The organism is Ruegeria sp. AB7 (genome assembly GCF_056542625.1).
This window is the reverse complement of sequence record NZ_JBQGAC010000005.1, coordinates 263,400-280,474: the sequence shown is the minus strand read 5'-3', so window position 1 is coordinate 280,474 and position 17,075 is coordinate 263,400. Positions and strand designations below refer to the sequence as shown.

At 56.9% G+C, this 17,075-nt stretch carries 24 protein-coding genes; 16 read left to right on the top strand and 8 right to left on the bottom strand.

The window, feature by feature from the left end; translation table 11 throughout:
• Positions 1–105 precede the first annotated feature (105 nt).
• From ACR0EN_RS15010 to ACR0EN_RS14970, 9 genes are read left to right on the top strand one after another with little or no spacing between them, the layout of a single operon-like run.
• On the top strand, positions 106–492 hold the full coding sequence (locus tag ACR0EN_RS15010; protein ID WP_170818491.1) for a FlgB family protein: 387 nt from the start codon (positions 106–108) through the stop codon (positions 490–492).
• A gap of 11 nt (positions 493–503) precedes the next feature.
• Positions 504–890 carry a flagellar basal body rod protein FlgC gene (gene flgC / locus ACR0EN_RS15005; protein WP_170395265.1) on the top strand — a complete coding sequence of 129 codons (387 nt, stop codon included), beginning with the start codon at positions 504–506 and terminating at the stop codon, positions 888–890.
• Between the two features lie 12 nt (positions 891–902).
• Positions 903–1,193 (top strand): flagellar hook-basal body complex protein FliE, encoded by a 291-nt coding sequence (gene fliE, locus ACR0EN_RS15000; protein ID WP_170734158.1) that lies wholly within the window; start codon positions 903–905, stop codon positions 1,191–1,193.
• Between the two features lie 3 nt (positions 1,194–1,196).
• Complete coding sequence (locus ACR0EN_RS14995) at positions 1,197–1,469, top strand: flagellar biosynthetic protein FliQ (protein ID WP_170818492.1); 273 nt, start codon at positions 1,197–1,199, stop codon at positions 1,467–1,469.
• A complete protein-coding gene (locus tag ACR0EN_RS14990; RefSeq protein WP_170818493.1) occupies positions 1,469–2,179 on the top strand; it encodes a flagellar hook-basal body complex protein in 711 nt (236 codons plus the stop codon). Before ACR0EN_RS14995 ends, ACR0EN_RS14990 begins: the two co-directional genes overlap by 1 nt.
• A 21-nt stretch (positions 2,180–2,200) precedes the next feature.
• Positions 2,201–2,986 (top strand): flagellar basal-body rod protein FlgG, encoded by a 786-nt coding sequence (flgG, locus tag ACR0EN_RS14985; RefSeq protein WP_170626328.1) that lies wholly within the window; start codon positions 2,201–2,203, stop codon positions 2,984–2,986.
• On the top strand, positions 2,986–3,399 hold the full coding sequence (gene flgA, locus ACR0EN_RS14980) for a flagellar basal body P-ring formation chaperone FlgA (protein WP_170818494.1): 414 nt from the start codon (positions 2,986–2,988) through the stop codon (positions 3,397–3,399). Before flgG ends, flgA begins: the two co-directional genes overlap by 1 nt.
• Positions 3,399–4,130 (top strand): flagellar basal body L-ring protein FlgH, encoded by a 732-nt coding sequence (flgH, locus tag ACR0EN_RS14975; protein ID WP_170395282.1) that lies wholly within the window; start codon positions 3,399–3,401, stop codon positions 4,128–4,130. Before flgA ends, flgH begins: the two co-directional genes overlap by 1 nt.
• 11 nt (positions 4,131–4,141) lie before the next feature.
• Complete coding sequence (locus ACR0EN_RS14970) at positions 4,142–4,636, top strand: flagellar basal body-associated FliL family protein (protein WP_170423323.1); 495 nt, start codon at positions 4,142–4,144, stop codon at positions 4,634–4,636.
• 11 nt (positions 4,637–4,647) lie between these two features.
• Here ACR0EN_RS14970 and ACR0EN_RS14965 read toward each other — a convergent pair whose 3' ends face one another.
• From ACR0EN_RS14965 to ACR0EN_RS14935, 7 genes are all read right to left on the bottom strand, one after another.
• Entirely contained in the window at positions 4,648–5,007 is a 360-nt protein-coding gene (locus ACR0EN_RS14965; RefSeq protein WP_480437394.1) for a hypothetical protein, read from the bottom strand.
• Between the two features lie 23 nt (positions 5,008–5,030).
• Complete coding sequence (flhB, locus tag ACR0EN_RS14960) at positions 5,031–6,119, bottom strand: flagellar type III secretion system protein FlhB (RefSeq protein ID WP_480587506.1); 1,089 nt, start codon at positions 6,117–6,119, stop codon at positions 5,031–5,033.
• On the bottom strand, positions 6,116–6,889 hold the full coding sequence (locus ACR0EN_RS14955; protein ID WP_170597155.1) for a flagellar biosynthetic protein FliR: 774 nt from the start codon (positions 6,887–6,889) through the stop codon (positions 6,116–6,118). Before ACR0EN_RS14955 ends, flhB begins: the two co-directional genes overlap by 4 nt.
• The gene (gene flhA / locus ACR0EN_RS14950; protein ID WP_480587503.1) at positions 6,886–8,973 is read right to left on the bottom strand and encodes a flagellar biosynthesis protein FlhA; all 2,088 of its coding nucleotides are present in this window, start codon (positions 8,971–8,973) and stop codon (positions 6,886–6,888) included. Before flhA ends, ACR0EN_RS14955 begins: the two co-directional genes overlap by 4 nt.
• Before the next feature lie 9 nt (positions 8,974–8,982).
• Complete coding sequence (locus tag ACR0EN_RS14945) at positions 8,983–9,651, bottom strand: transglycosylase SLT domain-containing protein (protein ID WP_223117450.1); 669 nt, start codon at positions 9,649–9,651, stop codon at positions 8,983–8,985.
• Positions 9,652–9,723: 72 nt separating this feature from the next.
• The gene (locus tag ACR0EN_RS14940) at positions 9,724–10,152 is read right to left on the bottom strand and encodes an Lrp/AsnC family transcriptional regulator (protein WP_170613652.1); all 429 of its coding nucleotides are present in this window, start codon (positions 10,150–10,152) and stop codon (positions 9,724–9,726) included.
• 56 nt (positions 10,153–10,208) lie between these two features.
• Positions 10,209–11,528 carry an MFS transporter gene (locus tag ACR0EN_RS14935; protein WP_480587498.1) on the bottom strand — a complete coding sequence of 440 codons (1,320 nt, stop codon included), beginning with the start codon at positions 11,526–11,528 and terminating at the stop codon, positions 10,209–10,211.
• Positions 11,529–11,673: 145 nt separating this feature from the next.
• On the opposite strand from ACR0EN_RS14935, the gene ACR0EN_RS14930 reads away from it, so the two are divergent.
• From ACR0EN_RS14930 to ACR0EN_RS14900, 7 genes are all read left to right on the top strand, one after another.
• Positions 11,674–12,288, top strand: coding sequence for a ribonuclease D (locus ACR0EN_RS14930; RefSeq protein WP_170597160.1), 615 nt, complete (start codon positions 11,674–11,676; stop codon positions 12,286–12,288).
• The gene (locus tag ACR0EN_RS14925) at positions 12,285–13,247 is read left to right on the top strand and encodes a KpsF/GutQ family sugar-phosphate isomerase (RefSeq protein ID WP_170818502.1); all 963 of its coding nucleotides are present in this window, start codon (positions 12,285–12,287) and stop codon (positions 13,245–13,247) included. The genes ACR0EN_RS14930 and ACR0EN_RS14925 overlap by 4 nt, the downstream gene beginning before the upstream one ends.
• A gap of 4 nt (positions 13,248–13,251) precedes the next feature.
• Complete coding sequence (gene lptC / locus ACR0EN_RS14920; protein ID WP_170818503.1) at positions 13,252–13,860, top strand: LPS export ABC transporter periplasmic protein LptC; 609 nt, start codon at positions 13,252–13,254, stop codon at positions 13,858–13,860.
• Positions 13,861–13,863: 3 nt separating this feature from the next.
• The gene (locus ACR0EN_RS14915) at positions 13,864–14,355 is read left to right on the top strand and encodes an LptA/OstA family protein (protein ID WP_480587495.1); all 492 of its coding nucleotides are present in this window, start codon (positions 13,864–13,866) and stop codon (positions 14,353–14,355) included.
• The gene (gene lptB, locus ACR0EN_RS14910; RefSeq protein WP_170395315.1) at positions 14,355–15,113 is read left to right on the top strand and encodes an LPS export ABC transporter ATP-binding protein; all 759 of its coding nucleotides are present in this window, start codon (positions 14,355–14,357) and stop codon (positions 15,111–15,113) included. Before ACR0EN_RS14915 ends, lptB begins: the two co-directional genes overlap by 1 nt.
• 252 nt (positions 15,114–15,365) lie before the next feature.
• A complete protein-coding gene (hpf, locus tag ACR0EN_RS14905) occupies positions 15,366–15,929 on the top strand; it encodes a ribosome hibernation-promoting factor, HPF/YfiA family (protein ID WP_039541074.1) in 564 nt (187 codons plus the stop codon).
• 59 nt (positions 15,930–15,988) lie between these two features.
• The gene (locus ACR0EN_RS14900; RefSeq protein WP_170395318.1) at positions 15,989–16,453 is read left to right on the top strand and encodes a PTS sugar transporter subunit IIA; all 465 of its coding nucleotides are present in this window, start codon (positions 15,989–15,991) and stop codon (positions 16,451–16,453) included.
• Positions 16,454–16,523: 70 nt separating this feature from the next.
• Here the strand turns inward: ACR0EN_RS14900 and dalA are convergent, their stop codons facing one another.
• A complete protein-coding gene (gene dalA / locus ACR0EN_RS14895; RefSeq protein WP_255611997.1) occupies positions 16,524–17,039 on the bottom strand; it encodes a divisome-associated lipoprotein DalA in 516 nt (171 codons plus the stop codon).
• Positions 17,040–17,075: the final 36 nt, after the last annotated feature.

Genomic DNA, 17,075 nt, shown 5'->3' with positions numbered 1-17,075 from the left:
GATCGAGATCGGCCATCGCAGGTCCTCCAAATAGATTTGTTGAAAACGGTTTCTAAAGGAATCGGGGTTAAGCCTTGATTGAAATTGATCGAGGGAGAAGCCCCGATGTTCAATGACCTGAACGTCTTTAAGACTGCGTACGCAATGGCAACCCATGCCGGACAACGGCAAGCGGTTGTTGCGCGCAACATGGCCAACGCGGATACGCCGGGATACAAGCCCCGCGATATTGAAGCCTTCCAGACAGCGTTTGAAAACACGAGCCGAGAGGTCGCGATGACCACGACTCGGACGGGTCATCTGAATGGTGATGTGCGCGCTCAGCCTTGGGTTGAATTCACGGTCGCGGCTTCGAGCGATCCGAATGGCAATGGTGTTTCATTGGAAGAAGAGATGCTGAAAGCTGTCGAGGTCAAGCGACAACATGACCGGGCATTAGCGATCTACAAGTCTTCAATCGGTGTGCTGCGCACGAGTCTGGGCCGGGCATAGGGGGTTTCACGATGAGCGATTTTTCCTACTCGTTGGACGCGTCGGCTAGCGCACTGCGTGCGCAAGCAGCGCGGTTGCGTCATGTGTCCGAGAACATCTCGAACGCCGATACGCCGGGATACCGGCGTAAGACAGTCCCGTTTGAGACAGTCGAACGGGACGGAAAAGAGATGGTTCAGGCGGGGCGCGTCAAACTCGATCGTCGCGACCTGAGCCGAATTTATGATCCTGGCCACCCTATGGCTGATGAGACAGGCCATTACAGAGGATCAAACGTCGATCTGATGATCGAAATCGCAGACGCCCGAGAGGCGCAGCGTAGCTATGAAGCCAACCTCAAGATGTTCGACCAGACCCGGCAGATGTCATCGAGTCTGATGGATCTACTCCGTAAATAAAGGAATACCAGAATGGATGTTCGCTCACTTACCGCCGCGCAGAACTATACGGGTGCGCGCCCTGCAACGCAGGCCGACCCCGAACATCAGGGGACAGCGCAAGGGCTGCGATCCTCGTTTCAGGATTTCGTGGCGACGCTGAAACAAAGCGAGCAAGTCACGCAATCTTCGATGGTTGGGCAGGCCGACCCGCACGCTTTGGTTCAGGCGCTGGCGCAGACAGAGTTGGCAGTGGAAACGGCTGTGATTGTTCGGAACAAAGTCGTTGAAGCCTATCAGGAAATCTTGCGGATGCCGGTCTGAACGATGCTGAGCGAAGGTCTGTTCTACGACATTGTGCGCCAGGCGCTTTGGGTTGCAGTCATCACGTCGGTTCCGATTCTGGCGGTGGCGCTGATCTCGGGCCTTACAGTTGGTTTGTTTCAGGCCCTGACCTCGGTTCAGGAGATGACCCTGACCTTCGTGCCTAAGCTGATTGCAATCGTGGTCGTGTTCTGGATGTCGATGGGCTTCATGACCCAGACCCTTGTTACGTTTTTTACCGGGACATTGGTCCCGCTTATTGCCGAAGGTCGCTGATGGACACCACTTATGTCACCTTGTCCCGCCAATCCGGTCTCATGGATGAGATGCGAATGGTGGCCAACAATATCGCCAATGCCAACACGACCGGGTATCGTCAGCAGGGGTTGGTTTTCTCCGAATTCGTCCGGGATATGCCGGGCAATCCTTCACTATCGCTCAGCCGTGCGCAGGTTCGAAACACTTCTCTGCAACAAGGTGTGCTGACCGAGACAGGCGGGTCCTTCGACTTTGCCATCGAAGGGGACGGGTTCTTTATGATCGAAACGCCCGCTGGGAACCGCCTGACGCGTTCCGGTAGTTTTTCACCCAATGCTGAGGGCGATCTAGTGACGATGGACGGGCACCGGGTTCTGGACAGCAATGGCGCGCCGGTCTTTGTCCCGCCCGACGCCGCAACGATCGATGTTGGCAGCGACGGCACGATGAGCGTCGATGGACAATTTCTGAGCCAGATCGGTGTCTACAACGTCGCCGATCCCGAAAACCTGGTGCGCGAAGGAAGCACACATTTCCGTGCAGGCGGGCAGGTGGACCCGGTGGACGAGCCGGTCGTGCTGCATCGGTTCCTCGAAGGATCGAATGTCAATGCCATTGGTCAGGTGACCCGGATGATTGAAATTCAGCGGGCCTACGAGCTCGGGCAGAGTTTTCTTGAGGCCGAAGACGAACGGGTTCGCGGGGCGCTTAAGGCATTGATGCGCTGATTACCGGAAGGAGAATACGACATGCGAGCATTGAAGATCGCGGCTACGGGCATGACCGCACAGCAGATGCGGGTTGAGACAATTTCAAACAACCTCGCGAATATGAATACAACCGGCTACAACACCCGCCGGGCCGAGTTTGCCGATCTGCACTATCAACAGATGGTGCGCGCCGGGGCGGTCAATGCCTCGGATGGAACGGTCCTTCCGACAGGTATTCAGCTGGGGTTGGGCGTGCGCCCTGCCGCCGTCACCGTACAGCTGCAACAGGGTGGGCTCTCGGCAACGGGCAGTGATCTGGATATCGCCATCGAAGGGCGAGGTTACCTTGAAGTCACCATGCCGAATGGCCAATCCGCCTTTACCCGAGACGGAAGCCTGAAACGTTCGGCCGAAGGTCTGATCGTAACTTCTGATGGCTTTGCCGTTGCCCCTGAAATTACCATTCCAGACGATGCCAGATCGATCTCGATCAATGCGGCGGGTGAGGTTTATGCCTATTTCGATGATACGGCCGAGGGGCAGTTGCTGGGCGAGTTTACGCTGGCCAGCTTCTCGAACGCCAAGGGTCTTGAGGCGATTGGTAGCAACCTCTTCAAGGAAACCGAAGCCTCGGGCGCTCCGGTTGTCGGCACCCCGGGCGAAGATGGGCTGGGCACATTGCGGCAGGGCTATCTTGAGGACAGCTCAGTCGATGCGGTGCGCGAGGTCACGGAACTGATCGAAGCGCAGCGTGGCTATGAAATGAACGCCAAAGTTATTTCCGCCGTCGACCAGATGATGGGCGCGACCACGCAGGTGCGGTGATGCGCCTGTTAACCCTCATACTATGCATGATGCCGATGCCAAGCTTGGCCGAGATCGTTGTGCCGACCCGCACGATCCGCGCCAAAGAGGTCATTGTCTCATCCGACATCGAAGTCAAGACCTCTGAGGTCAATGGGGCGGTTCGTAGGCCAGAGGATCTTATCGGTCAGGAGGCACGCGTCGCGCTTTATCCAGGTCGACCAATCCGCCCTGCCGATGTCGGTCCGCCTGCGATCGTGGACCGAAACGATCTGGTGACGCTGGTGTTCGATCACGTCGCGCTATCGATCACTGCCGAAGGCCGCGCGTTGGGCCGGGGCGCAGCAGGCGAGCGTATCCGTGTCATGAATCTGGCGTCTCGCACAACAGTAACGGGCGTAATCCGTCCCGATGGACAAATTGAGGTTAAATGATGCCGAGCCTTTCGAAACCCCTGCTATTTGTCGTTCTGAGTGTTGCGGCGTGTGGACGATTGGACCACCTTGGCAAGCCGCCCAGCCTGACACCAAACACGGAATCGCCTGAGCATGTTGCGATGCTGTGGCCCGGACTACCTTTGCACAGCCAGCCTCAGCGAACCGTTGATCAGTCATCTTTGTGGAGTGGCGGTCAGCATTCCTTGCTTGGTGATCAACGGGCGATGAAAAAAGGGGATATTCTGACAGTCGTGATCGAGCTGGATGAAAAGGCCGAAATATCCAACGACACCAACCGGTCGCGGGCCGGGTCAGAAAGTCTTGCGGTGCCGGAACTCTTCGGCCTTCCTCAGCGCGCAGGTGAACGACTACCTGAAGGGGCCTCACTTGATGATGCCGTTTCAATTGACTCGGCTTCGGTCAGCAAAGGCAAGGGATCGGTCAAACGCAAAGAAAAATTGACCTTGCGCGTGGCGGCAACGGTCGTCGACGTGTTGCCAAACGGTGTGCTTTCGATTTCTGGATCGCAAGAACTGCGGGTGAATTTCGAACTTCGGGAACTGCTGGTCTCGGGCTATGTCCGCCCCGAAGATATCTCGCGCCAGAATGAAATCACCTATGACAAGATCGCGTCAGCGCGGGTGTCTTATGGTGGCCGCGGGCAGATCACGGATGTGCAGCAACCACGCTATGGACAACAGATACTTGATACCTTGCTACCGTTCTGAGGGCCGTTCTGATGGGAAAACTACTACCGATCGTTTTTCTGGTTTTCGGCCTGGCTGCCGGTGCGGGCGCCCGGATCCTATTGTCCCCTTCCGGGGAAGCTGAAGATCTTGCGGAGGTTGGGCAAAAACCCAATGAAGACAAGAAAAACAAAACTAAACCCGGCAAAGATGATCAATCAGAAACACATGAGTATCTGAAACTCACCAAACAGTTCGTGGTCCCCGTGGTTTCTGAGGACGAGATATCGGCGCTCGTCACCATGTCCCTCAGCCTTGAGGTGAGGCCGGGGATTGCCGAAGCGTTTTATGAGATCGAGCCAAAATTAAGGGACCGGTTTCTGCAAGTTCTGTTTGATCACGCCAATATCGGCGGGTTTGACGGCGCATTCACGCGGTCAGACAACCTGACGGCTTTGCGCAATGCGTTGCTGGAGGTTGCGAGAAAGGATCTGGGCGAAGATGTCTCGCAAGTTCTGATCATGAGTGTCAGCCGACAGGATACCTGAACGGGTTGGGGTTACGATTCCTGAGCTTTAGATTGTCGCACGCGTCGCTTGTGTTCCTGCAGGCGGCGCGACAGATCGGCAACGGCCAGTTTGCGCCCAAATGCCCCACGCAATTCTTCCATTGCCGCAAGCTTTTGTGATCGCAGGCGCGCCAACTCGGTGTTCAGGTTGCGCCGTGTCAAAGATTCCCAGCCGTGCCACAACAGGTCTGCGCCGGTGACCTGATAGCCATCCGACTGTGAACTCGTCGATTTTACTTCGGCTAATTGAGAATCCAGACGCGTCAATTGCTGAAGCAACTGGGCTTCGCGCTGCAACAAAGGGTGCAATTTTTGGTGTTCCCGTTGATAAACAGCTTCGGCGACGGTCAAAAGGTTGTCTATGCGATCTTGCGTCATCCGACCTGACCCTTCGCTCGTTTGCGCATGGCTTCGGCAAACCGAATAGCAGCTGCAACGGGTCGGTAGTATTCTTCGGTAATTTCCTGTCCGATCCCGACGGTCGCGTGCAATGCGCGTGCTGTTGGTGGATCGGAATGAATAGGAATGCCTGCGTCTCCGGCCGTGGCCCTGATTGTTGCCGCGATTTCATCTACCCCTTTGGCGACGCAAACCGGAGCGCTGCCACTTGCTCGCGACCATTTCAGCGCCACCGCATAGTGCGTCGGGTTGACGATCACCACATCGGCCTTGGGCACATCCGCCATCATCTGATTGGTTGCTATGTCCTGCGCGCGTTGGCGACGCTGCTGTTTGACGTGCGGATCACCCTCGGAATCCTTGGTTTCATCTTGAATTTCTTTGCGTGACATTCTGTTTTTGCGAAGGTGTTCGGCATGTTGCCACAGATAGTCGATCACGCCGATCGCCAGCGCGATCATTATGGCGATAAACAGAAATTGGCTTAGTAAGTTCATCATCAACAGAATTGAGGATCTCGGAGCGGCTGCACTAGCTGTCAGAATCTCGGGCAGGTGGACGTGTAAAAATAGGGTCAGGCATGTTCCATAGATCAACAATTTAACAAAGCTCTTGGCGAATTCGAACAACCCGCCCCTGCCAAACTTGTTCTTTGCGTTTGAGACGATCGAGATGCGTGAACCGCGTGGTTTCAGCTTTTCCGGCGCGAAGATCAGTGCGCGCTGGGCGATCAGGCTGAGCAACACCGCGACTGCCGGAACGATAAACAACGCGGCGATTGGTGCCATAGTTGATCTCAGAATCCCAGCGACGGTGGATGTCGCGGGTCCGACGGTCAGCAAGCTTGCGAATTGATCTGATTGGTCGATCAAGACCACGAACACAGTCCCCAGATGCTCTGCCGTGAATTGCCCCGTGAGCAAAAGTGCGACGAGCAGTCCCATGTATGCAGCCACCACCGACAGATCATTGGACTTCGCCACCTCGCCTTTTTTGCGGGCTTTTTCCAGCTTTTGCGGGGTCGCCTCAAATGACTTATCACTGTCGTCGTCTGATGCGCTCATCTCAGCCCTCCCAGAGGATTTTGGAGAAAGGCGAACAAAGCGTCAGACCAGGTTGCCAGGATCAATGGTGCCCCGGCGAAAAGCAGGAAAAGGCCTGCGAAAGTGATTGCTGGGGCACCGACAAAAGCGACCATGAGCTGCGGCATGGCGCGGTTAATTACGCCCAGTGCGAGGTTGTAGATCAGCGATGCGATGACAAAGGGCATAGCCAGCGCAAAGGCCAGTCCAAAGCTGCGGGCGACTTGCGCAACGCCCCATTGCGACAGATCAGGCGCAGTTGGAAGCGCGCCCATCGGAAACAGCATATAGCTGTGGATCATGAACTGCGCTGCACGGATATGAAGGCCAAGCAATACCGCCAGCGCCAAGCCGGCCAGCGTCAGCAGATACCCCATCGCCGGGACAGGTTCTGCGGCCGCTCCGCCCAGGATCTGAGACAAGGATGTCGCTTGCGCCGCGATTGAACCTGCAGTTTGTAGTGCAAGGACAAATAGGCGCAACCCGATGCCGAGCATAAGACCGATCAAGACTTCGATGGTGATTAATCCAATCATTTTGTGAAAGCCCGGCATAACACCCGATGCGGGTATGGCGGGAATGACAATCATTGTGAAAGCAACTGCCACGCCCAGTTTGACCCGCACAGGGACGCTGCGTTCACCAAAGGCCGGTAGCAGCGAAACCAATGCGGACACACGAAGAAATACGGCGAACAGATGCCACAGGTTTTGCCCCAGATGTGGCAAAAGCTCTGACGGGACTGAGATCACGCGGGCACCGTTCCGACCAAGGCGGGGCGCGCCTCAAGCCCGATCTCTTCAAAAGACAGGACGGGGTTGGCGACGCCGCGCGCGTGCATAATGGTCCTGAGCAATCTGCGTCGGCGGGTCGTGGTTACGACCGCCGGGAACAACCCGTGATCTGCTGATTTTGCGACGCTATCGACAACCCCATCGGCCAGCTTATTGAACAGGTTGGGCGGTAGTGCCACGTCGATACCTGCGTTCGCGGCGTCGATCTGGTAGGTGGCAAATGTGTCCTCCCATTCCGGCGCGAGTTGGATCAGAGGGATCGAGCCGTCCTCGCGCTTCATGTCGGCAACCAGTTGAAAGCCCAGCCGCTGGCGGACCAGTTCGCAGATCCCTTCGGGCTGGGTGGTGGTCAATCGTGCTTCAGCCACGCTTTCAAGGATCAGCGCCATGTTCCGGATCGAGACCCGTTCGTCTAGCAACAGCCGCAGAACAGCATGCAGTGTGTCGATCGGCACCTTGTCTGGGATCAATTCGTCCAGCATTTTGCGGTTGGCTTCAGCTCGGGTCGGATCGCTGAGCCGCGTCATCTCGGACAGCAGGCGGCGAAGGGATTTCAGGGTCAAAAGGCGCGAGAAATTCTGTTTGATGATCTCAAGCAGATGGGTCGCCAGAATTTCAGGAGGGGTGACGATGGTGGCCCCATTCAGTGCGGCGACCTCCTGGTCCTTGGGCAATATCCAGCGCGCCGGGGCACCGTAGACGGGTTCGGTCACATCGGTGCCATCAGGTAGAAAGTCGTGCCCGTCCTGTACCAGTGCGAGCACGAGTTCAGAATTCAGAACACCACGCGCCTGTTCGACCCCTTGTACTTTGATCACATAGGTTCCGGTCGGAAGATCGGCGCGGTCAGTCAATCGAATTTCGGGCAGGATAAGCCCAAAGCTTGAGGCGACATAGGTCCGCATGTTGGCGATCCGCGCGTCAAGGCCGGTACCGGGATTCAGCACCATGCTGACCAGATCGGGGGCGAATTCCAAGTGAACGTCGTCGAGGTCCAGGATATCACCGATAGCCTGCGAGACCGGAGTGTCAGACTCGGCCTCGGGGGTCTGAGCCTCTGCCTCGCTGGCGTTGCGTTTTCTGAGGCCTGAATAAGCCGCATAGCCCAGCACCCCGGCCCCAAGAATGAACGGTAAGAACGGCAAACCGGGCACCAGGGCGAACAGCACCATCAGAACCGCTACGGTGCCCAACGCCGCCGGGTGGCGTCCAAGCTGCGAGAAGATCGCATTGTCGGTTGCACCCTGCGTACCGCCACGCGCCAACAGCAAGGCGGACGCAATCGAGATGATCACTGCTGGTATCTGCGACACCAACCCGTCCCCAACGGTCAGGATTGCATAGGTTTCGAAGGCGGACGATACCGGCATCCCATGCACGATGACCCCCATGACCAATCCCATCACGAGGTTGAGAAGTGTGATCAGCAACCCGGCAATCGCATCGCCTTTGACGAATTTCGACGCGCCGTCGAGCGAACCAAAAAAGGTGGTTTCCTGCTGCTCGCGCTCGCGCCGTTCTTTGGCTTGCTGGTGATCGATGGCTCCAGCCGACATATCACTGTCGATGGCCAACTGTTTGCCTGGCATCCCGTCCAGCGCGAACCGGGCACCCACTTCGGCCATGCGGGCCGCACCCTTTGTGATGACCATGAAGTTCACGATCAGCAGAACGCCAAACACCACAAGGCCCAGAAAGATGCTGCCGCCCATGACAAACTGGGCGAAACCTTCGATCACGTTACCAGCGGCGTTGGTGCCGGTGTGCCCCTGACCGATGATCAGCTTGGTTGAGGACACGTTCAGCGACAAGCGCAACATCAGTGAGGCCAGCAGGATCGTCGGGAAGGATGAGAAATCCAGTGGCCGTTCGATGAACAGCGTCAATGTGAAGATCAGTATCGCCAGCGCAAAGGATGCCGCCAGACCCACGTCCAGTACCCAGGCTGGCATGGGCAGGATCATCATCACGATGACCGCCATCAGCGCCAGCGCCAGCAATATGGTCGGGGAGAACAAGGTGCGGGGATCGATACGGGGCACTATCTGCTCCTAATTGAAGGCGATAAAGGCGGTGGCTGTAGAGGTTTCGGGAACCAGTGAACCCAGCGCGTTCTGGCCGACCGGATGAGCGTTCAGCGGGATGAGTGGGCTGGCAGATGCGGTGAATGGATCGCGTTCGTGGGCTGTGCCCGAGCCATCCAGCTGCGCCAGGACCGTCTGAAAACGGTCAGAATATGAGGCCGCGAGGTGCTGCGTGCGCGAGTGGTAAGCCCCGGCAGCGGCGGGCCATGATCCAAGTTCCGCATAAAGCTGGGCCAGAAACCGTGCTGCATAGGTTGCGTTTTCATCCGGATCGAACATCGCGTCGATCGAGCGAAAAGCCTTACCATGCCAACGATAATTGATCTGAAAGCAACCGACATCAAAGCTGCGTACACCGGATTTGAAGATGTCGAACACGTAAGACTTTGCCTCAACCTCGGAGGCAAACCAATATCCCTGTCCTTCACGATTGACGGTCCATGGCCAGGGTTCCAGTGCTCCGTTTTGCGTGCGGCCTGTTTCTACGCGGGCAATTGCCTTTAGAACATCGAGCGGAACGTCTTCGGCCAGCGCAGCCCGTTGCGCTGCGCGGTCACAAAGAGCTGCCGTTGTCGCCGCGTCTGCGGCCTGCGCCAAAAACATAAGCGCCGCAATCAGGAGGTTTTGAATTGGCATTCTGCCGGTCCGGGATTCTGATCAGTCCGGGCCAAGCTATCCAGTTACCTGTTTACAGAGAGTTAGCGTGCCTTAGTTTCGATCAATCTTTCGACCGAAGACCACGCTGGTGTTGGTGCGCGACACGCCAGGGATGCGCGCAAGTTCATCGACCAGAATGTCGAGGTCTTCGATCCGTGGCGCTTCGGCGGAAAGCAGCAGGTCAAATTCGCCATTGATCGACAAACACAGTTTGACCTCGGGATAAGCTTCAAGCCGCTTGATGATCCGTGTGGTTTCTTTCTGCTGCACTTCAAGCAGAACGATGATCTGAACGCGTGGCGTATCTTCGGTTTCGCGCAGGACGACCGAGTAACCAGCGATGACGCCCCGCTCTTCCATTCGATTGATGCGTTCATGCACCGTTGTTCGGGCGACGCCAAGCTTAGAGGCGATGAGGGTCGTCGAATCGCGTGCATTGTGTTGCAAAGCGGCGATGATGCGTCGGTCAAGCTGGTCCATTGCGGCTCCGGGTTCAGGCAACTTCGCCTCGGTTTAGGGTAGTTTGGTGTTCGGGCTCAAGGCTGGTGCGGATAACGGGGATGCAGTTCATCAATGATGATCGGATGCGCATGAGGTTTTGGCCCAGACAGGTGGGGGTGGTCCTGTGGAAGGTCAGGATGGTTATGGACCACCGCATTGTCTTCGCGCCGTGGCCAGGCAATGAGCACAAATACCAGACCCAGAATCGCGGCAGTTACCATTCCGGCCATGGCCACAGTTACGCCAAAGCGGGTCATCAGCCACCCGGCCAGGGGATAAAGCACCAGCCAGCAAGCATGAGACAGAGTGAACTGTGCGGCAAACACAGCGGGTCGATCTTCGGGGTGGGCGGATCGGGTCAGCAGGCGGCCCGAGGGCGTCAACGTGCTGGAGTATCCAAAGCCGACCAATAGCCAGGTCGTTGTCAGTAAGCCCAGCGTCATCGGTATGGTGGCAGATAGCAGCGCCGCTGCTGCCATGGTGCCCGTCGCCAATGATGCACCACCCAGCATGACGCGACGCTCTGGAATGTGATTCAGAAGGCGTGGCAGTGCAAATGCTGCCAGCATCGAACCGCCACCGAACCCGGCCAGCGCGATGGCAACGGCGCTTTCAGAAAGACCAAGATCGCCGCGCACGATCACGACCGTGTTGACGATGACCATCGAGCTGAGCGCGGCTGCGCTCCAACTTAGTGCCAGCAGGCCCCGCAGGCGCGGGGTTTTGAGGTAAATTCGGATGCCGCGCGTGGTGCGGTCGTAGATCCCGCGCGGCTTGGACGGTTTGGGTGAGGGTAGGGTTGCAGACACCACAAGCAGGGCCGAGGCAACAAAACCGATACAGGTGCCCAGAAACAGGCTGTCGAAACTGACGAACAGCAGCAAGGTGGCGGCCAGCATCGGGCTCAGCAGGCTTTCCAGATCGTAAGCCAGCCGCGACAGGGACAGGGCTTTGGTATAGTCCTGTTCGTTGGTCAAAACATCCGGGATGGTGGCCTGAAACGCGGGTGTAAATCCGGCTGAGGCGGATTGCAGCACAAAGATCAGCACGTAGACCTGCCAGATTTCGGACACAAATGGCAGGCAGAGCGCAACCACAGCGCGCACCAGATCCAGTGCGACCAGCATCCGGCGACGATCCAGCCGCTCGGCAAAGGCAGCAGCAAGCGGGGCAACGGTGACATAGGCGATCATTTTGATCGTCAGAGCGGTACCAAGGACCAACCCTGCGGCCTCTCCGGCCAGATCAAAGGCTAACAGCCCCAAGGCAACCGTCGCCAGCCCGGTTCCGGTCAGCGCCACGATCTGCGCGGCCAGCAGATGTCTGTAAGTGCGGTTTCTCAGGATGCTGAGCATTGTCGGAATTTCTCAATCGCGGTGTCGCCGATCCATAGTTCAAGTGTTGGCCACAAGGTCAAGGGTGCCGCTTTTCCAAGGACGGCGTTGAGTTTGCGGGCCAAACCGCCTATCTCGGGGCCGAAAGCGCACAAAGGACATTTCCGTGGCGAACCACTTGTATAAAAATGACCTGCCGGACGGGCTGGATCTGGGCCCGGTTGTGGCCATTGACTGTGAAACCATGGGGTTGAACCCGCATCGAGATCGCCTGTGCGTGATCCAGATGTCAGGAGGGGACGGCAACAGCCATATCGTTCAGGTCGAGATTGGGCAGACGCAGGCGCCGAACCTCTGTGCGATGCTGGAAAACCCGAATGTTTTGAAGCTGTTCCACTTTGGCCGCTTCGATATTGCTGCGATGTATCACACCTTCGGCGCTTTGGCCGCCCCGGTCTATTGCACCAAGATCGCCAGCCGTTTGGTGCGCACCTATACTGATCGTCATGGTCTTAAGAACCTGTGTCAGGAACTGATTGGCGTCGATATCTCGAAGCAGCAGCAGATGAGCGATTGGGGCGCTGAAACGCTGACTGATGCCCAGTTGGACTATGCGGCATCGGATGTTTTGTACCTGCACCAACTGCGGGATGCACTGGACGGACGTCTGGCCCGCGAAGGCCGCACCGAAATGGCGCAGGCGTGTTTTGACTTCCTGCCAATGCGTGCGAAGCTTGACCTCGCAGGCTGGCCCGAAACCGATATTTTTGCGCACTCATGACTGACACCGAAGCATTCCTGAGAACCGCCCGGCAGGTCGTTACCGACGAAGCCCGCGCATTGGAGGTCCTTGCCGAAAGCTTGGACGAGCATTTCGCCGAAGCCGTGCAACTGATCCTGCAGGCCACTGGCCGCATCATTATCAGTGGTATCGGCAAATCCGGCCATATTGGCCACAAGATCGCGGCGACTCTGGCCAGCACTGGCACGCCCGCCTATTTTGTCCATCCCGCCGAAGCCAGCCATGGTGATTTAGGGATGGTCTCGAAAGGCGATGTGGTCCTTGCGATCTCGAACTCAGGTGAAGCGCCGGAACTGGCGAACTTGCTGGCCTTTACGCGTCGCTTTGGAATTCCGCTGATCGGGTTGTCGAGCAAGCCGGAAAGCACCTTGATGAAACAGGCGGATGTGCATCTGCTGATCCCGTCACTGGGAGAGGCCTGCGGCTTTGGGATGGTGCCTTCAATTTCGACGACGCTGACCCTTGCGATGGGCGACGCGCTGGCGATTGCGCTGATGAAGTACCGGGATTTCAAACCCGAAGATTTCCGCGCTTACCACCCCGGTGGAAAGTTGGGGGCGCGACTGTCAACTGTGCGTGATCTGATGCATGAAGATTTGCCCTTGGTGACCGCTGGCACCCCGATGAGCGAGGCACTGCTGGTCATGAGTCAGAAGAGCTTTGGTGTTGTGGGAGTCACTGATCAGGCAGGTCGTTTGCTGGGTATTGTGACCGATGGCGACCTGCGCAGGAACATGGACGGGCTATTGAGCAAAAACACCGAAGAGGTGATGACCGAAAACCCAATGACCATTGCGCCAAGTGCCATGGCGGAGGAGGCGGTTGCAATCATGAACGATCGCAAGATCACGTCACTCTTTGTGGTTGATCCTGACACAAATGGCCCAGCTTTGGGTCTGCTGCACATACATGACTGTCTGCGTGTAGGATTGGGTTAGGAAGATGGCTGAAGTTGATCGCCATTCCCGATGGGTGCAGTTCCTGAAGGTACTGCTACCGCTTGTGGCGATTTTGTTGCTGTCTTCTGTCTTTCTTCTTTCTCGCAGCGTCGACACCAATGTCTCGGTGCCGTTCAGTGATCAGGATATTGACGACCGGCTGACAGATCAGGTGGTAACGCGGCCCGACTATAAAGGTGTCACCCGCAAGGGCGAGGAAATCCGCGTCGAAGCCCGAAGGGCCAGTCAGGGTGGCGATGGCGACACACCGACGGCAGCCGAAGTGCAGGGCCGCTTTGGACTAAGCAATGGGGGCGAGATCACACTCGAATCCAACACAGGCATCATCAGGCCAGACAAGGGTACTGCAACGTTTGCAGGGGATGTGGTCATCACCACCAGAGACGGCATCCAGGTCACTACCGACCTGTTGAATACGTCGCTGGATGAAATACGTGGTGATACCCCTGGACAGATTGACGGGACCGGTCCGATTGGCGACTTTACTGCCGGAAGAATGGTGTTTGGGACCGAAAAAAAGGACGGTCCGGTTCATATTCTTTTTACAGGCGGCGTGAAGTTGATATATGAGCCGCAAAAAGCAGAAAGATAACTTGTGTTCGATTTACGTGTCGCCTTTTTGTGTCTAGCCGTGGCTGTCGGAGCCACACCTGTTTCTGCACAAGAGGCTCAGGTGGCGTTCGGCTCGGTCAATGCCGACCCGACGCTGCCGGTCGAGGTGACGTCCGAGACATTGAACGTGAATCAGGAAGATGGATCGGCCGAGTTTATCGGCGACGTCATTGTCATCCAGGGTGAGATGCGCCTGACGGCAGACCGGGTTCTTGTCATCTATAACGAAGAACGCTCGGCCATCGAACGGATGGAGGCCACCGAAAACGTGGTTCTGGTCAGTCCGCCCGACGCAGCCGAGGGCGATTGGGCAGAATACACCATCGACTCCGGCGTGATTGAGATGAAGGGCAACGTGTTGCTGACGCAGGGCCCAAGTATCATCAGCGGCGACGAGATGATTGCAAATCTGACGACGGGAACCGCGACGATGTCAGGGCGTGTCAAAACCATTCTGCAACAAGGTGGCAACTGATGAACCGGCCCGAACTCTCCATCGCTGAAGGTTCTTCCGGTCTGAAGATCGAAAAGCTACGAAAGTCTTATCGCAAGAAGACCGTCATTCGCGATGTGTCCATGGAATTGAACCGCTCCGAGGTCGTGGCGTTGCTAGGCCCGAACGGATCGGGCAAGACCACCACTTTTTATTCTGTCGCCGGTCTGGTTTTCCCCGAAGCGGGCACGGTCACGATTGATGGGCAGAGCGTCACGACCCTGCCGATGTATCGTCGTGCACGGATGGGGATCGGATATCTGCCGCAGGAGATGTCGATTTTCCGCGGGATGAGCGTTGAAGACAACATCGCTTCGGTTCTAGATATCACGGTTAAACATGCCCATCGCCGCAAGGAGCGGCTGGAAGAGCTGCTATCGGACTTTTCCATCGAACACCTGCGCCGAGCGCCTGCATTGGCATTGTCCGGCGGGGAACGCCGCCGGGTCGAAATTGCGCGCTGTCTGGCCGCCGATCCGAAATATCTGCTGTTGGACGAACCATTTGCGGGTGTCGATCCGATCAGTGTCGGTGATATCCGGCATCTGGTGGCCGATCTGAAAAAGCGTGGCATCGGAGTACTGATCACGGATCATAACGTCCGGGAAACACTGGAGATTGTGGATCGGGCTTATATCTTGCATGACGGCCAGGTTTTGATGTCGGGCACGCCCGATGAAGTTGTCGAAAACGAAAATGTTCGCCGGGTCTATCTGGGTGAAAACTTCCGTATTTCATAAGGTTGTGCGGAGATGCGCCTGATGCATGACGGAAATCACGTATATACACACCTGTTTTGATTGACTCTTCCCTCACCTCTTGGCTCAATTGGCATATGGCATTTCTTCGGTTCCAAACTGGATCTCGATCTCCCTTCGTTGAAGGGCCGGGCCAACGGCAACCGCAGAACATGCCGATACCCCCCACCCGATAAAAACAAGTCAGTCGCGTTACGCGACGTCAGAATGGGTGTGAATTGTGAAGGAGATCACATGCGTTACCAAATCAGCGGAAAACAGATCGACATCGGTGCGGCCCTGCAGACCCATGTGCAGACCGAACTGGGCGAGGTCGTGGGCAAATATGCCCAGCGGCCTACAGACGCCAACGTCGTCTTTTCCCGTTCGGCGCATGAATATGTATGCGAAACCACCGTGCATCTGTCGACCGGCCTGACCGCACAGGCCAAGGCGCACGCGACCGAGATCTACGCGGCATTCGAAGGCTGCTGCGACAAGATGGAGACACAACTGCGACGCTATAAGCGCCGCCTGAAAGACCACCATAAGGATCGGTCCGAGCCGGTTGAACTCTTTGGCGCGTCCTCTTATATCCTCGCCTCTGACGAATCGGAGACGGCAGACGAACCCGAATCGCTGCAGCCTATGATCGTGGCTGAGATGGAAACCAAGATCCCATCGCTCAGTGTCGGTGAAGCCGTCATGCAGATGGAACTCGCTGGTGCTCCGGTACTGGTGTTCCGAAATGAGAACAAGGACGGATTGAATGTCGTTTATCGCCGCGAGGACGGCAATATCGGTTGGATCGATCCGTAACAGGCAAGACTAATCGGCCTGCCCCCGAATAGCTGGGGGCACGGCTTAGGAGCAAAATGATGGAGCTTTCGAGCATTCTGAAGCCAGAAGCGGTGCGTGTACTGTCCGCTGCTTCCAGCAAGAAGCGTTTGTTTCAGGAAATTGGCGATGTGGGCGCCGCGACGCTTGGGCTGGATGCTCAGACGATCGTAGACAGCCTGCTTGAGAGGGAGAGCCTTGGCCCAACTGGTGTTGGACATGGTGTTGCACTTCCACACGCACGGCTTTCTGAACTGGAATCGGTTTCGGGCGTGTTTGTCATGCTGGAAAAGCCCATCGACTTCGGTTCGGTCGACCGTCAGCCGGTCGATTTGGCGTTTTCCCTGTTTGCGCCAGAAGAGGCGGGGGTTGAACACCTTAAGGCGCTGGCGTTGGTCTCGCGCACGCTGCGCGAGCAATCGGTCTGCGCCAAGCTGCGGGCCAACCCTGACCCGGTAAAGCTGTATGCCATTCTGACTGAAGCGCAATCGATGCAAGCTGCCTGATTGGCCCACTTATCAACAAAAAAAGCCCCCGGTTTGTCGGGGGCTTTTTTTGTTTCTTTAGCTGGCGTGATCAGCCGCCGGATCCCATTTCCAGCGTCCACCAGATCTTGCCACCGCCTTCTTGGTGCCAGGCGAATCCCATCTGGGTGGCGCGCGGGTCCATGATCACAGCACGAGGACCGGGTTCCTGCATCCATGCGGCCAGCGTTTCGGTCTCGGTCTCAAAGGTTTCCGAGATCGCTTCACCCAGGAATGTACCGAAGTAACCGGCGCGCGCCGCGCGATCCAACGGAGACGAACCGTCCGAACCGAAATGCCAGGGCCGATTCTGTCGCGCCATGTCTTTCGCATGAGTGGCGGCAGCTGCATTCAGTTGCGAGTTCAGTTGGACCTGTTGCAAGCCAGATGCCTGCCGCAAGGCATTCACCGAATCCAGCATTCTAAACTGCAGCTTTTCAGGGTTGCCGCGAATTTTGTACACGGATGGCAGCGGCCTGCCATCGGCGCCAATAGCGGATGTGCCCGAATCGGTACATGCCGCAAGTGCGACAAAACAAATCGCTAGTAGAGAAAGAATACGTGTCATGATCGGCCTAAATATTGTGTCGAGAAGGGAAATAGC

Coding starts and splice junctions, on each gene's coding strand:
- fliE (WP_170734158.1), top strand. CDS start 903: ATGGATGTTCGCTCACTTACCGCCGCGCAGAACTATACGGGTGCGCGC.
- lptC (WP_170818503.1), top strand. CDS start 13,252: ATGGCTGAAGTTGATCGCCATTCCCGATGGGTGCAGTTCCTGAAGGTA.
- ACR0EN_RS14945 (WP_223117450.1), bottom strand. CDS start 9,651: ATGCCAATTCAAAACCTCCTGATTGCGGCGCTTATGTTTTTGGCGCAG.
- lptB (WP_170395315.1), top strand. CDS start 14,355: ATGAACCGGCCCGAACTCTCCATCGCTGAAGGTTCTTCCGGTCTGAAG.
- ACR0EN_RS14990 (WP_170818493.1), top strand. CDS start 1,469: ATGGACACCACTTATGTCACCTTGTCCCGCCAATCCGGTCTCATGGAT.
- flgC (WP_170395265.1), top strand. CDS start 504: ATGAGCGATTTTTCCTACTCGTTGGACGCGTCGGCTAGCGCACTGCGT.
- hpf (WP_039541074.1), top strand. CDS start 15,366: ATGCGTTACCAAATCAGCGGAAAACAGATCGACATCGGTGCGGCCCTG.
- flgA (WP_170818494.1), top strand. CDS start 2,986: ATGCGCCTGTTAACCCTCATACTATGCATGATGCCGATGCCAAGCTTG.
- ACR0EN_RS14925 (WP_170818502.1), top strand. CDS start 12,285: ATGACTGACACCGAAGCATTCCTGAGAACCGCCCGGCAGGTCGTTACC.
- ACR0EN_RS15010 (WP_170818491.1), top strand. CDS start 106: ATGTTCAATGACCTGAACGTCTTTAAGACTGCGTACGCAATGGCAACC.
- dalA (WP_255611997.1), bottom strand. CDS start 17,039: ATGACACGTATTCTTTCTCTACTAGCGATTTGTTTTGTCGCACTTGCG.
- ACR0EN_RS14900 (WP_170395318.1), top strand. CDS start 15,989: ATGGAGCTTTCGAGCATTCTGAAGCCAGAAGCGGTGCGTGTACTGTCC.
- ACR0EN_RS14995 (WP_170818492.1), top strand. CDS start 1,197: ATGCTGAGCGAAGGTCTGTTCTACGACATTGTGCGCCAGGCGCTTTGG.
- flgG (WP_170626328.1), top strand. CDS start 2,201: ATGCGAGCATTGAAGATCGCGGCTACGGGCATGACCGCACAGCAGATG.
- ACR0EN_RS14940 (WP_170613652.1), bottom strand. CDS start 10,152: ATGGACCAGCTTGACCGACGCATCATCGCCGCTTTGCAACACAATGCA.
- flhB (WP_480587506.1), bottom strand. CDS start 6,119: ATGAGCGCATCAGACGACGACAGTGATAAGTCATTTGAGGCGACCCCG.
- ACR0EN_RS14935 (WP_480587498.1), bottom strand. CDS start 11,528: ATGCTCAGCATCCTGAGAAACCGCACTTACAGACATCTGCTGGCCGCG.
- flgH (WP_170395282.1), top strand. CDS start 3,399: ATGCCGAGCCTTTCGAAACCCCTGCTATTTGTCGTTCTGAGTGTTGCG.
- ACR0EN_RS14970 (WP_170423323.1), top strand. CDS start 4,142: ATGGGAAAACTACTACCGATCGTTTTTCTGGTTTTCGGCCTGGCTGCC.